At 69.8% G+C, this 13,360-nt stretch carries 11 protein-coding genes; 1 reads left to right on the forward strand and 10 read right to left on the reverse strand.

The genetic code is table 11. The features are described 5' to 3' along the window. Positions 1-10: 10 nt before the first annotated feature. Positions 11-1,273, reverse strand: coding sequence for an acyl-CoA dehydrogenase family protein (locus C2U31_RS06195; protein ID WP_103272040.1), 1,263 nt, complete (start codon positions 1,271-1,273; stop codon positions 11-13). 4 nt (positions 1,274-1,277) lie between these two features. After that, complete coding sequence (locus C2U31_RS06200) at positions 1,278-2,315, reverse strand: aldo/keto reductase (RefSeq protein WP_103272041.1); 1,038 nt, start codon at positions 2,313-2,315, stop codon at positions 1,278-1,280. A 325-nt stretch (positions 2,316-2,640) separates the two neighbouring features. Here C2U31_RS06200 and C2U31_RS06205 point away from each other — a divergent pair, with 325 nt between their 5' ends. After that, complete coding sequence (locus C2U31_RS06205) at positions 2,641-4,032, forward strand: RtcB family protein (protein WP_103272042.1); 1,392 nt, start codon at positions 2,641-2,643, stop codon at positions 4,030-4,032. A 22-nt stretch (positions 4,033-4,054) separates the two neighbouring features. On the opposite strand, the gene C2U31_RS06210 is transcribed toward C2U31_RS06205, so the two are convergent. The 8 genes from C2U31_RS06210 to C2U31_RS06245 all read right to left on the reverse strand — a co-directional run bounded on the left by C2U31_RS06210 (position 4,055) and on the right by C2U31_RS06245 (position 13,359). After that, positions 4,055-4,684, reverse strand: coding sequence for a helix-turn-helix domain-containing protein (locus tag C2U31_RS06210; RefSeq protein WP_233772666.1), 630 nt, complete (start codon positions 4,682-4,684; stop codon positions 4,055-4,057). A 128-nt stretch (positions 4,685-4,812) separates the two neighbouring features. Further along, positions 4,813-6,264, reverse strand: a complete 1,452-nt coding sequence (locus tag C2U31_RS06215; RefSeq protein ID WP_103272044.1) for an amidohydrolase family protein — start codon at positions 6,262-6,264, stop codon at positions 4,813-4,815. A gap of 44 nt (positions 6,265-6,308) precedes the next feature. Then, positions 6,309-7,271: an ABC transporter ATP-binding protein gene (locus tag C2U31_RS06220; protein ID WP_103272045.1), complete on the reverse strand. Its 963-nt coding sequence runs from the start codon at positions 7,269-7,271 to the stop codon at positions 6,309-6,311. A gap of 1 nt (position 7,272) precedes the next feature. Beyond that, a complete protein-coding gene (locus C2U31_RS06225; protein ID WP_103272046.1) occupies positions 7,273-8,385 on the reverse strand; it encodes an ABC transporter ATP-binding protein in 1,113 nt (370 codons plus the stop codon). A gap of 8 nt (positions 8,386-8,393) precedes the next feature. Further along, positions 8,394-9,269, reverse strand: coding sequence for an ABC transporter permease (locus C2U31_RS06230; protein WP_103272047.1), 876 nt, complete (start codon positions 9,267-9,269; stop codon positions 8,394-8,396). A gap of 11 nt (positions 9,270-9,280) precedes the next feature. Further along, on the reverse strand, positions 9,281-10,216 hold the full coding sequence (locus tag C2U31_RS06235; RefSeq protein ID WP_103272048.1) for an ABC transporter permease: 936 nt from the start codon (positions 10,214-10,216) through the stop codon (positions 9,281-9,283). 52 nt (positions 10,217-10,268) lie between these two features. Further along, entirely contained in the window at positions 10,269-11,840 is a 1,572-nt protein-coding gene (locus C2U31_RS06240) for an ABC transporter substrate-binding protein (RefSeq protein WP_103276278.1), read from the reverse strand. A gap of 73 nt (positions 11,841-11,913) precedes the next feature. Next, positions 11,914-13,359: a M81 family metallopeptidase gene (locus tag C2U31_RS06245; protein WP_103272049.1), complete on the reverse strand. Its 1,446-nt coding sequence runs from the start codon at positions 13,357-13,359 to the stop codon at positions 11,914-11,916. Between the last annotated feature and the right edge of the window lies 1 nt (position 13,360).

Raw genomic sequence — 13,360 nt, forward strand, 5'->3', positions numbered from 1 at the left:
GCACGTCCGTTCAGAACACCCGTCCCTGCTCGAACTCGGTGGTCGTGCCGTTCAGGTGATAGTCGCCCAGCACGCGCGCCTTGTGGCTCAACGGGTTGTGGCTGAAGATCGTGCGCAGGTTGCGCCAGTGCCGGTCCAGTTGCAAGGCGGACGAGGTGGCCGACGCGCCGCCCGCCTCGAACAGCTGCTGGCCGGCGTGCAGCGCGAGCTTGCTGACGATGAGCTGCGTCTTGGCCGTGGCCAGCCCGCCCTGCAGCACGATGGCCTGGGCGTCGGGCGCGCGCCGCCGGATGGCTTGCGCGCCGCGTTCCAGCTCGCGGGCCGTGTCGCGCACCAGCGCGTCGATGGCATGGCTGTGCGCCGCGATATCGCCGATGGCCTGCTGGATGAAGGGATCGTCGCGGGCCGCGTCCGCGCTGCTGTGCAGGGCCGCGCGGCCCTTGCTGCGCACGTAGTCCCGGGTTTCCCGTACCAGCGCCCGCACGATGCCGGCGGCCGTCGCCACCAGCACCAGCTGGCGCCAGGCGGAAATGTGATGGCTGGGCAGTCCCAGCTCGCGCAGGGACACGCGCTGCAGTTCGGATTCCTCGACGCGGGCATCGTGCAGCAGCAGGCTGCCGCTGGCCGTCAGGCGCTGGCCGAAGCCGTCCCAGTCGTCCACGATCTCCAGGCCCGGGCGGTCCAGCGGCAGGATCACGGTGACGGGCTGGTCCTGCTCGTCGATGGCGGCGATGTAGGCGTAGTCGGCGTACAGGGTGCCGGTCGAGTAGTACTTGCGGCCGTTCAGGCGGTAGTGGCCGTCCTGGCGCGTCAGCCGCGTGGTGATGAGGCCGGGTTTGGGCGTGCCCTGTTCCGTCGAGGCGCCGCCGAACAGCTTGCCGGCCAGGATGCGGCCGAACTGCTGCCGCACGTGTTCGTCCGCCGGCAGCACGCGCCACAGCGCGGACACGTTGTAGTGCAGGCGCAGCGCGTGTGGCACGTTGGAGTCGGCGGCGGCCAGCGTGATGATGGCCTCGGCCACGTCCTCCAGCGTGCCGTCCGGCCCGCCATGCTCGGCCGGCACCAGCAGCGCGCCCAGGCCCGACGCGCGCACGGCGTCGAAGGCGTCGAAGGGCAGGCGCCGCTCGCGTTCGCGCGCCACGGCGCCGGCGAGCAGGGCCTCGGCCTGGCCCGGCAGGCTGGCGAGGATATCGTCGCGGCGCCAGGCGGGGCGGCCCGCCGTCCTGTCCCGCGCGCTGGCCGAGGGGCGGTCTGTCGTCGATGTCGCGGTCATGCTGTCATTCCTCCGTTGCGGCGCGTGTGGCCGGTGCGGCGTAAGGCACGCGGCCTTCCACCGGGTGTCCGGGATCGGTGAAGCCGGGCGTGGACGGATGGCCGGCGGCCACCAGGCTGTCCACCAGCGCCTCGTCCTCGGCGGTGAAGACGTAGTCGAGCGCGTTGGCGTAGGACTCCCATTGCTCGATGGTGCGCGGGCCGGCGATGGCGCTGGTCACCAGCCGGTTGTTGAGCACCCAGCCCAGCGCGAACTGCACGGGATCGATGCCCTTGGTGTCGAGGTAGTCGCGGATGCGGCGGGCGATGCGCAGCGATTCCGGTCGCCACTCCGTTTCCAGCAGCCGCCTGTCCTGGCGCGCCGCGCGCGTGCCTTCGGCCGGCGGCTGGTCGGGGTCGTACTTGGCCGTGAGCACGCCGCGCGCCAGCGGGCTGTAGGACACCACGCCCACGCCATAGGCCGCCGCGGCCGGAAGCTGCTCGGCCTCGGCGCTGCGGTTGACGAGGTTGTACAGCGGCTGGCTGGCCACGGGCCGGTCGATGCCCTCGGCGTCGGCCAGGTGCGCCGCTTCGGCGATGCGCCACCCACGGAAATTCGACACGCCGAAATAGCGCAGCTTGCCGGCGCGGACCAGGTCGCCGATGGCGCGCACGGCCTCGCCCAGCGGGGCGTTGAAGTCGGCGCGGTGGAAGTACAGGATGTCGAGGTAATCGGTGCCCAGCCGGCGCAGACTGCCTTCCACGGCCTGGATGATCCACTTGCGGGAGGTGCCCCGGTCGTTGGGGCCCTCGCCCAGCGGGTTGGCGAACTTGGTGGCCAGCACCCAGTCGTCGCGGTCGTGCCGGATGGCGCGGCCCACGACTTCCTCGGTGCGGCCCTTCTGGTAGACGTCGGCGGTGTCGATGAAGTTGACGCCCCGGGCCTTGGCCCGCGCGATGATCTCGTGGGAAGTGGGTTCGTCCGTGGGGCCGCCGAACATCATGGTGCCCAATGCCAGGCGGGATACTTTCAGGCCGCTGCGGCCCAGGTAGCGATAGCTCATGTTCTCAGGTCGGGAAGGATTTTGACGTGGTGTGCGCAACCCCTCGAGGCTAGGCAGCGAGGCCGCGCGCGTCAAAGACCGAGTGCTCATTAGCAATCTGCTCATTAGCAACCAACCCGGCGCATGTGGCCGTTGCCCCGCGAGCGTTGCCGCGCGAACGTTACCGCCGCAGCCGCTGCGGGAAATACAACAGCCGCGCATCCGCTTCTTGAGCAATGCCGCCATCGGGTCTTAGAATTGCGGCTTCCTCCTGGCGCTGCTGCTGGGGGTACCAGAGCCTTCCGGAACACGGAGGCATGTGTGTGCCTGCAAGGTAGCAGCGAAAGTGAAGAACATTTCCCGACTTCAATCCGCCCTGAAACGTCAGGGCATCCTGGTGGAACGCCGGCATGGCGCGTACCACCTCAGCAATCAACACGCGCAGGCATCCGTCCTGCTTCCCGAGGCCCTTCCGCTGGAAGAAAAGGCCGTGGACCAGCTATTGGCCTTCGCCTCGGTGCGCTCGCCCGACGCGCACCATGGCGTCTGCAAGGCCTGCGCCACGCCGGACTTCCATCCGGGCAGCGTGGCGCCGGTGGGCACCATCGTGGCCACGGACGCCGAATTCGTCATCCCCGCCGCCATCGGCACGGACATCAATTGCGGTATGCGCCTGCTGACCACCGGCCTGAAGCAGGCCGCCGTCGAGGCGCGCAAGCCGGAACTGCTGCGCGGGCTGACTCGCGTGCTGCTGGAGAACGGCCGCAACGTGCCGGTCCCCGGCCGCGCGTTCCGCGCCCTGTTCGATGACGGTCCGCAGGCCTTCATCGAGCGGCTGTCGTCCGAGGGCCTGTGGGCGCGCGCGGACCGCGATCAGCTGCAGGCCGAACTCGCGCAGTGCGTGAGCCTGGCCGATTTCGGCGGCGCGGCCCGCTACGCGCCGGAAGGCATGGTGGGCAGCCGCGAGACGATTCGCGATCCCGGCCTGGGCACGCCCGGCGGCGGCAATCACTTCGTCGAGTTGCAGGTCGTCGACGAGATCCTGGATCGGCACGCCGCCTACGCGGCGGGGCTGGTCAAAGGCGAGGTGGTCGTGATGATCCACACCGGCTCGCGCGACGTGGGCTTTCACGTCGGCAGCCGTTGGATGGACCGCGCGCGCGCCGCCTGGCCCAAGGGCCTGAAGCATCCGGACAGCAAGCTCTATGGGTTGGCCGGCGAACTGGCGGACGAGTACCTGACCGCCATGGGCACGGCGGCCCGATATGCCTGGGCCAACCGCATGGTGCTGGGCGAGATGGTCAGGCAGGAAATGGAGGCCGCTGTCGGCGGCCTGCGCGCCCGCCTGGTGGTCGACGTGCCGCACAACGTGGTGCTGCGCGAGCAGGGGCTGAACATCCATCGCAAGGGTGCGACGCCGGCGCGCGCGGGCGACCTGGCGCTGATTCCCGGCTCCATGGGCGACTTCAGCTTCGTGGCCAGCGGCCTGGGCAATGCCGACTGGCTCTGGTCGTGCAGCCACGGCGCGGGCCGCAGCGTGCGGCGGCAGGCCGTGCGCCGCATGAAGCAGGAATCCGCGTCGGGCACCTGGCAGTGCGTGACCCTGCGCGAAGAGCGCAGGATCGAGGAGGCGCCGCAGGCCTACAAGCCGATCGGCCCCGTGCTGGAAGCGCAGGAGCAGGCGGGACTGATCCGATCCGTCGCGCGGCTGCGGCCGTGGGTGACGTTCAAGGCATGAGACAGGACGAAGGCGCGGCGGCCTACAGCGGCCGCTTGCGCGTCGGTATCTCTTCCACGTCGCTGCACACCGCCAGCACCTCGGCGGGCTGCTTGCTCAAGGTCAGGTACACGTGGCCGATGCCGCTGTCGAAGTAGGCCGATTCGAGCTTGCCCAGCACCACGCTGTCGCCGTTCTCGAACTGGATGCGGACCTTGCCGGCCAGCACCAGCACGAATTCCTGGCCAGGGTGGCGGATGTAGTCGTCGAATTCCACCACTTCGCGGGAAGTGATGGTGGCCCAGATCGGGATCATCTTCTTGCCCGGATACTCGCCCATGAGCAGGCGGTGGTGGTAGTTGGGCGTGATGTAGTCGCGCGCCTCGATCAGGCTGTTCTTCACATAGGTGGGCGCGACCTGCGTGGGCGAGGCGTCGCCGGGCATGAACAGGCGCGTCATGTCGATGCGCAGCGCGCGCGCCAGGGCGGCGAACTTCTCGTAGCTGAGCGCGATCTGGCCGAGTTCGGCCTTGGACAGCGTGGACACCGCGATGCCCGAGGCGCGCGACAGCGCCTGCAGGGTCATCTTCTGGGCCTTGCGCTCGGCGCGCAGGCGGGCGCCCATTTCTTCCTTGCCTACGATGGCGGGGGGAGCGGGTTTGGCAGCTGCCATGGGCGGTTGGGCGTATCAGGTTCTTGGGGCGGCCGGGCCCGCAGGCCCTGCCGCGTGTAAGCGGATTGTAGCGTCGCGGGGTCCGGTCTCCGGGGCCCGCCGCCCGTAGAGAGGGCGGCGGCCTTCGTCTACGCCTCGGGGCCCCGGCCCAGCACGCGGCCCGGATGCCGGCCGGTGAAGGCATGCTCGCGCCAGACCGGCGCGCCGTTGACGTACACCGAATGGATGCCGGCGGCGCGTTCGGTGGGGCGCTCGAACGAGGCGGCGTCGGCGATGCGGGCCGGATCGAACACCGTCAGATCGGCGTAGCAGCCGGGCTGGACCTGGCCGCGTCCGGCCAGGCCGAACTTGGCGGCGGTCAGGCCGGTCATTTTCCAGACGGCGGTCTCCAGCGGGAACAGGCCCAGGTCGCGGGAATAATGGCCGAGCACGCGCGGGAAGGTGCCCCACAGGCGCGGATGCGGCCGCTCGTCATGCGGCAGGCCGTCGGAGCCAATCATGGTGGGCGGGAAGGACAGGATGCGCTGCACGTCGCCCTCGTCCATCATGAAATAGATGGCGCCGGCGGGCTGCAGTTCGTCGACCACGTCGTACTTGGACTTGCCGCGCTCGGCCGCCACCTCGTCCAGCTCGCGCCCGGTCAGTTCGGGGCAGGGCTTGCACCAGGTGATGATCACGCGGCCAGCCAGCAGCACGCGGTCTTTCTTGAGCATGGTTGAGCCGGCCACGTAGGGATAGGCGTCCAGCGACACGTCCTGCGCGGCCATGGCGCGCTCGATCAGCGCCAGCGTTTCCGTGGAGCGGCCGAAGTTGGGCTGGCCGGCCAGCTTGTGGTGCGAGATCACCACGGGCACGTCCAGCTCGCGGCCGATGCGGAAGGTCTCTTCCAGCGCCGGCACGATGTGCTCGCCCTCGTCGCGCATATGGGTGGCGTAGATGCCGCCGTGCGTGGCCAGCGGCCGGCAGACCTCGATGATCTCCTCGGTGGTGGCATGGGCGGCGGGCGGGTAGAAGGTGCCGGTGGAGACGCCGATGGCGCCGCTGGCCATCGCTTCCTCGGCCAGCGCGCGCATGGCGTCGATCTCGGCCGGCGTGGCCGGGCGATGCAGGTCCGGCATGACGGCGGCGCGCAGCGTCGAGTGGCCGACCATGCAGGCTGCATTGACGGCGGCGGGCGTGGCGCGCAGCGCGTCCAGGTAGTCGGCGAAGCGGGTGAACTTGTACGAGCCGCCCTCGTCCAGCAGGTCCAGCGGCGCCGGCGGCGCGGGATGCGCGAGCGGCGCCAGGCTGATGCCGCAGTTGCCGGTGACCACGGTGGTGACGCCCTGCGAGATCTTGGGCGTCATGTCGCGCCGGCGCAGCAGGTAGTTGTCGTCGTGCGTGTGCGAGTCGATGAAGCCGGGCGCGACCACCAGGCCGGACACGTCGATGCGTTCGCGCGCGGCCGCGCCGCTCAGGTCGCCCACGGCGGCCACGCGGTCGCCGCGCACGCCCACGTCGGCCTTGACGCCGGGCGTGTTGCTGCCGTCGATGACGGTGCCGCCGGCGAGGATGTAGTCATAGGGGTGGGTATCTGGCATGGCGGGCTCCGGCGGAATTGGCGATAGGTGATGCGGATGCGGGTTCAGACGAAATGACAGGCCACCTGCTGGCCCGGCGCGATCTCGCGCTGCGCCGGCGCTTCCTCGGCGCAGCGCGGCGCGGCCTGCGGGCAGCGGGTGCGGAAGGCGCAGCCGGACGGCGGCGACAGCGGGCTGGGGATCTCGCCCTTGAGCACCTGCGCGGGCCGGCGTTCGCCCTGGCGCGCCGACGGCACCGAGGCCATCAGCGCGCGCGTGTACGGATGCGCCGGCCGGCTGAAGACGGCGTCGCGCGGACCGGTCTCGACGATCCTGCCCAGGTACATGACGGCGACGTGATGGCTGATGTGCCGCACCACGCTCAGGTCGTGCGAGATGAAGACATAGGTCAGGCCCAGGTCGCGCTGCAGGTCCATCAGCAGGTTGATGACCTGCGCCTGCACCGACACGTCCAGCGCCGACACCGGCTCGTCGCAGACGATCAGCGCCGGTTCCAGCGCCAGCGCGCGCGCGATCACGATGCGCTGGCGCTGGCCGCCGGAGAACTCGTGCGGATAGCGCTCGGCGGCGTCGGGCCGCAGGCTGACGCGGGCCAGCAGCTCGGCCACGCGTTCGCGGATGGCGGCGCGGCCGTGGCCGAAATTGCGCAGCGGTTCGCCGATGATGTCGCGCACGCGCATGCGCGGGTTCATCGACGAGAACGGATCCTGGAAGATGAACTGCATGCGCCGGCGCATGGCGCGCAGCTGCTCGCCGTTCATCGCGGCCAGGTCCTGGCCTTCGAGCAGGATGCGGCCCTCGGTCGGATCAGTCAGCCGGATCAGGCACTTGCCGGTGGTGGACTTGCCGCAGCCGGATTCACCGACCAGGCTCAAGGTCTGGCCGCGCGGCACCGACAGCGAGACGCCATCGACCGCGCGCAGGACGCGTCCGCCGTCGACCGGGTAGTGTTTTTTCAGGCCGCTGACGTCCAGCATGGGCGAGGCGGCGGAAATCGGAGTGTCCATGTCAGTGTTCCTTGACGCTACGCGCCATGCCCGATGCTGGCACCGGTGCGACTTCGCGGGGCCGCGCGGAGCCGGCTTCGCCGGTCCGCGGCGGCGCCCCCTTGAGGGGGAAGCGCGCAGCGCTTCGGGGGTGGGCTTCCGCCCTTGCCCAGCACCAGCTGCGGTGACGCTCGGCGGCGTCGACGGCCGGCGGAATTTCCTCGGTACAGCGCGGCATCGCCTGCGGGCAGCGCGCGGCGAAGGCGCAGCCGCGCGACTCGGGCGTGATCACCGGCACGATGCCGGGCAGCTCGGCCAGCCGGACGTCGTGCCCCTGGCCGTCGGCGAAGGCCGGCAGCGAGCGGATCAGGGCCTGCGTGTAGGGATGCTGCGGACGGTCCAGCACGTCGTCCACGCTGCCTTCCTCGACCTTGCGGCCGGCGTACATCACGATGACGCGCTGGCACATCTGCGCCACCACGCCCAGGTCGTGCGTGATCAGCACGATGGCCGTGCCCAGCCGCGCCTGGATGTCGCGCAGCAGGTGCAGGATCTGGGCCTGGATGGTCACGTCCAGCGCCGTGGTGGGCTCGTCGGCGATCAGCACCTTGGGCTGGCAGGCCAGCGCCATCGCGATCATGGCGCGCTGGCGCATGCCGCCGGACAGCTGGTACGGGTATTCATGCACGCGGCGGGCCGGATCGGAGATCTGCACCAGGTCCAGCAGCCGCTCGGCCTGCGCCAGCGCCTCGCGCCGCGACAGGCCCTGGTGCAGCGTCAGCGATTCGGCGATCTGGCGGCCGATGGTGAGTACGGGGTTGAGCGAGGTCATCGGCTCCTGGAAGATCATCGACAGCTGGTTGCCGCGGATGGCGCGCATGGCCTTCTCGGGCAGCGCCAGCAGATCCTGGCCCGCGAATTCGATGGCGCCGCCGGCGACGCGGCCGGGCGCGCGCAGCAGCCGCATGATGGACAGCGAGGTGACGCTCTTGCCGCAGCCGGATTCGCCGACCAGGCCCAGCGTCTCGCCGGGCAGCAGATCGAACGACAGGCCGTTGACGGCCACCGTGGTGGTCTCGTCGCCATCGAAACAGGTGGTCAGGTCGCGCACGCGCAACACGGGTTCGGTTCGCATGGGCGCTCCTAGAGTTTCTTGGCCAGGCGCGGATCCAGCATGTCGCGCAGCCCGTCGCCCACCAGGTTGACGGCCAGCACGGTCACGCCCAGGAACAGGCCGGGGTAGAGGATGATGTGGAACGCCACCGCCACGAAGTTGCGGCCCTCGGCCATGATGTTGCCCCAGCTGGGCGTGTGCGGCGGAATGCCCACGCCCAGGAAGCTCAGCACCGCCTCGGTCAGGATGGCCGAGGCCGCGATGAAGGTGGCCTGCACCATCAGCGGCGCGAACAGGTTGGGCAGGATGTGGCGCAGCAGGATGGCCGGCACGCGCGTGCCGGACGCCACCGCCGCCTCGATGTAGGGCTGCTCGCGGATGGTCAGCACCAGCGCGCGCACCAGCCGCACCACGCGCGGGATTTCCGGGATCACGATGGCGATGACGACGGTGCCCAGGCCGCCCTTGAGCGTGGCCATCAGCGCGATCGCCAGCAGCACGCCGGGGATGGCCATCAGCCCGTCCATGACGCGCATGATCAGCGCGTCGACGCGGCGGAAGTAGCCGGCCAGCATGCCCAGCGCCACGCCGATCACGGTGGACGCCAGCGCCACCGCCGCGCCGACCAGCAGCGAGACCCGCGCGCCCCAGATGGTGCGCGAGTACACATCGCGGCCCAGCGCGTCGGTGCCGAACAGGTGCTCGGCCGAGGGCGGTTTCATGCGCGCCAGCGGGTCGATGTCCTGCGGATCGATGGTGGCCAGCCAGGGCGCGGCCAGCGCCGCCAGCGCCAGCAGGATCAGGATGGCGCAGCCCAGGTACAGCGTCGGATGGCGCCGCAGCGAACGCAGCGCGCGGCGGCCGGCGGGCTTGCGCGCCGGCAGCGGAATTGAGGTCGTGGTCATGGCGGCCCCGTTCAGTAGCGGATGCGCGGATCGAAGAGCCGGTAGCTCAGGTCGACCAGCAGATTGATGAACACATAGATGCCAGAGGCCACCAGCAGCACGCCCTGGATCACCGGATAGTCGTGGCGCAGCACGGCGTCCACGGTCAGGCGGCCCAGGCCGGGAATGGCGAAAACGGTCTCGGTCACGACCACGCCGCCGATCAGCAGCGCCACGCCCACGCCGATGGTGGTGACGATGGGATTGGCCGCGTTCTTGAGCGCGTGCCATACCACCGGGCCGGCCGCCAGGCCCTTGGCGCGGGCGGTGCGGATGTAGTCCTCGGACAGCGCCTCGAGCATGGTGGCGCGGGTCATGCGCGTGAGCAGCGCCATGTAGACCAGGCCCAGCGACAGACAGGGCAGCACCAGGTGGCGCAGGTACTGGACCAGGCCCTGCTCGGGCGGCTTGTAGCCCTGCACCGGCAGCCAGCCCAACTTTATCGAAAAGCCATACACCAGGCTGTAGCCGATCAGGAACACCGGCACCGAGAAGGCGCAGACCGAGCCCACCATCACCAGCCGGTCCAGCCAGCGGCCGGCATGCCAGGCCGCCAGCACGCCCAGCGGGATCGCCAGCAGCACCGCGAACAGCATGGTGAAGGCGGCGATCGAGAAGGTCGGCCCCAGGCGCTGCCCGATCAGCTGTGACACCGGCATCTGCGTGGCGATCGAGGTGCCCAGATCGCCGGTGGCGATATTGCCGACCCAGATGCCGAACTGCTGCAGCAGCGGCTTGTCCAGGCCCAGGTTCTGGCGGATCTTCTCTACGTCCTCGGCGGTGGCGTTGTCGCCCGCGATGACCGCCGCCGGATCGCCGTCCGACAGGTGGATGAGCATAAAGACCACGACCGCCACCACCGCCATGACCGGAATAACCGCCGCGATGCGGCGCAGGATGTATTTCATGCTGCGTTCCCCCCGGAACCTGGGCCGGGCGCCGTGGCGCCCGGCGCCCGCCTTACGGCTTCTCGATGTTCCACGTGACCGGGACGCCGGCCTTGATCAGCTCGGTGCCCTTCAGGCCGCGCGTGGCGTACACGGGCTTGAACTCGCCCCACATCACGTAGGGCACGGTCTGGTAGGCGCGTTCCTGGATGCGGGCCGCCAGCTCCTTGCGCTTGCCCGCGTCGGTCTCGCGGATCCAGGCGGTGCGCAGTTCGTCCAGCTCCTTGTTGCAGGGCCAGCCCGGCAGGCTGTTGCCGCAGGCGGCCGACAGCCAGGGGTTGGTGACCGGCGTGCTGGCGTCGTAGTAGCCGCCCCAGGTCAGGAACAGGTTCCAGCCGCCCTGCGCGGGCGGATCCTTCTTCAGCCGGCGCGCGGCCAGCGAGGCCCAGTCCATGGATTGCAGGTCGACGTTGACGCCGGCCTTCTTCAGGTTCTGCGACAGCACCATCACGGCGGGCGCGCTCAGGTGGTCGGTGGGGTACAGCAGCACCACCTTCTCGCCCTTGTAGCCGGCTTCCTGCAGCAGCTGCCTGGCGCGCGCCGGGTCCGGTTTGGCGTAGGGCGCGGCGCCGGCGTCGGTGGCCAGGGGCGAACCGCAGATGTACAGCGTGGCGCAGTAGTCGACGCGGTACTTGTCGGGGTAGCCCATGGCGGCCAGCATCTGCTTCTGGTTCACCAGGTAGTACAGCGCCTGGCGCGCGCGGGCGTCGTTGAAGGGCGGATGCAGCGCGTTCAGCACCACCATGCCCTGCGAGGCCACCGAGGTGTCCAGCTTGATGTCGGGATTGCTTTCCAGCACCGGCAGGAAGTCGGGCGTGACCTGCTCGATCATGTCCACCTCGCCGTTCATCAGCGCGGCGGTGGCGGTGTTGCCGTCGGGAATGTAGACCCATTCGACGCGGTCCACCTTGACGATCTTGCCGCCAGCCAGGCCGTCCGCCGGCTCGGCGCGCGGCACGTAGGCCGGGTTCTTCACGTACACGACCTTGTTTCCGGGCACCCATTCATCGCGTTTGAACAGGAACGGGCCGGAGCCCACCATTTCCGTGATCTGCGTACTCGGGTCCGTGGCGGCGATGCGCTTGGGCATGATGAAGGGCGGCAGGCCGGACGGTTTGGACAAGGCCTCCAGCACCAGGCCAAAGGGTTCCTTGAGCGTCAGCGTGAAGGTCTCCGGACCGGTGGCGGCCAGCTCGGCGCCGGCCGCGAACATGGCCTGGCCCAGCGTGTCCTTCTTGCCCCAGCGCTGGATCGAGGCCACACAGTCCTCGGCCGTGACCGGCGCGCCGTCGCTGAACTTCAGGCCCGGGCGCAGCGTGAAGCTCCAGCGCTTGCCGTCTTCCGAGGCCTGCCAGCTGTCCACCATCTGCGGCTTGACCTGGCCCTTGCTGTCCTGCGCGAACAGCATGTCGAACACCATGTAGCCGTGGTTGCGCGTGATGTAGGCGGTGTTGAAGAGCGGGTCCAGCGTCTTCAGGTCGGCGTGCGGCACCAGCCGCAGGGTCTTGTCCTGGGCGTGCGCGCCGGTGACGGCGCCCAGCGCCAGCAGCGCCGCCGTGGCCAGCAGGCTGAAACGTTTGATCATGGTCATCCCCTAGTATTGTGTGTCGTGGTCTTGCTTGCGGCGCGGTCTCTGCGGACCGCGCCGTCATGTCATGTCAGGCCGTCAGCGGCCATTTCGGCCGCCGCACCTTGCGGTAGGGCAGACTGTTGTAGTCCTGCGTGATGGCGCCGGGCGTCGCGACGTAGATGACGTGCTTGGCCACCTGCGAGTACGAGGCGTAGAAGTGCTGCGAGGACTTGACCACGATGAGCTTCATCGCGGCCAGGTCGATGCCGAACTGCGTGAACATGTCCGTGCCCATGGCCTGGGTGCGCAGCGAGGTCAGCGCCAGCACCACGCCGCCCGTGCGCAGGATGGCCACGTCGCCCAGCAGCGCCGGCGTGTTGGACAGCCCCGTCATGACGGCCTCGCGCTTGAGCGCCAGCACCGTGCAGCGCAGGTCCAGCGGCTGGCCCGACACGGGCGCGACCTTGCCGCCCACGCGCAGCTGCACCTCGGCGCCCTCGCCCGCCTCGAAACAGAGCTGCACGGAGACCGGATCCCAGAACGGACCCATCGCCACGTCTTCGATGCCGCGCGCCAGCACGCGTTCCAGGATGAACGTGGCGTCGCTGGGCGCGCCGCCGCCGGCGTTGTCCGCCGAATCGGCCAGCACCACCGGGAAGGCGCCGTGCGCCAGGGCCTGGTCCAGCGCCTCGTCGGTGGGCGGATAGGCCGGCGACAGCTGTTCGCGAAAACCGATGATCTCCTGGCCCAGCTCGCGCGCCAGCGCCTCGGCCCGCCCCGGATCGCCATCGGTATAGACCAGCACCTTGGCGCCCATGTCGGCGGTGTCGCCCCAGGGGAAGCCATGGGCGATCGAGATCGACAGCACGCCGTTCTTGCCTTCCATCGCCATCAGCTTGTCGACGAAGCCGCGCATCGGTTCGCGGCTGGTGTGCATGACCGAGATGAGCTGGCAATCGAACACGCCGCGCGTCGGCCGGATGCGACCCTCGGCCTTGGCCACGCACAGGTCGACCAGCTCATAGGCGCGGTCCAGGATGTCGGTATGGGGGTATTCCTTGTAGCAGACGATGAGGTCGGCGGATTCCATCATGGTCGCGGTCAGATGGCAGTGCGGATCCAGTTCCGCGCCGATCACCGTGTCCGGGCCGACGATCTCGCGCGCGCGGCGCAGCAGGTCGCCCTCGCAATCGTCGTAGCCGTCGGCCACCATCGCGCCGTGCAGGCCGAACAGCGCCACGTCCACGGGGCCGGCGTTGCGCAGGTCCTGCAGCAGCTCGTCGCGCAGCGTTTCATAGGCGTGGCGAGTGGTGATGCCGGCCGGCATGGCGGCGGCGGTCAGGCCTTCGACCAGCGTCCAGTCCTTGCCCTTGGCGCGCTGCCGCGCCGCCCACAGCGGACCGGCATACATCTGCATGCGGTCCGGATGCTGGCCGGCCGGGTAATAGCCGCGCGCGCGGTAGGCGCCCAGGCCGGTGGGGATGGGGGAAAAGGTATTGGTTTCGGTTGCCAGGGAACCGGAAAAGATCTTCATG

This window comes from Achromobacter sp. AONIH1, assembly GCF_002902905.1.
Taxonomy (GTDB): Bacteria; Pseudomonadota; Gammaproteobacteria; order Burkholderiales; family Burkholderiaceae_B; genus Achromobacter.

Coding starts and splice junctions, on each gene's coding strand:
- C2U31_RS06220 (WP_103272045.1), bottom strand. CDS start 7,271: ATGGACACTCCGATTTCCGCCGCCTCGCCCATGCTGGACGTCAGCGGC.
- C2U31_RS06195 (WP_103272040.1), bottom strand. CDS start 1,273: ATGACCGCGACATCGACGACAGACCGCCCCTCGGCCAGCGCGCGGGAC.
- C2U31_RS06200 (WP_103272041.1), bottom strand. CDS start 2,315: ATGAGCTATCGCTACCTGGGCCGCAGCGGCCTGAAAGTATCCCGCCTG.
- C2U31_RS06230 (WP_103272047.1), bottom strand. CDS start 9,269: ATGACCACGACCTCAATTCCGCTGCCGGCGCGCAAGCCCGCCGGCCGC.
- C2U31_RS06210 (WP_233772666.1), bottom strand. CDS start 4,684: ATGGCAGCTGCCAAACCCGCTCCCCCCGCCATCGTAGGCAAGGAAGAA.
- C2U31_RS06235 (WP_103272048.1), bottom strand. CDS start 10,216: ATGAAATACATCCTGCGCCGCATCGCGGCGGTTATTCCGGTCATGGCG.
- C2U31_RS06245 (WP_103272049.1), bottom strand. CDS start 13,359: ATGAAGATCTTTTCCGGTTCCCTGGCAACCGAAACCAATACCTTTTCC.
- C2U31_RS06225 (WP_103272046.1), bottom strand. CDS start 8,385: ATGCGAACCGAACCCGTGTTGCGCGTGCGCGACCTGACCACCTGTTTC.
- C2U31_RS06215 (WP_103272044.1), bottom strand. CDS start 6,264: ATGCCAGATACCCACCCCTATGACTACATCCTCGCCGGCGGCACCGTC.
- C2U31_RS06240 (WP_103276278.1), bottom strand. CDS start 11,840: ATGATCAAACGTTTCAGCCTGCTGGCCACGGCGGCGCTGCTGGCGCTG.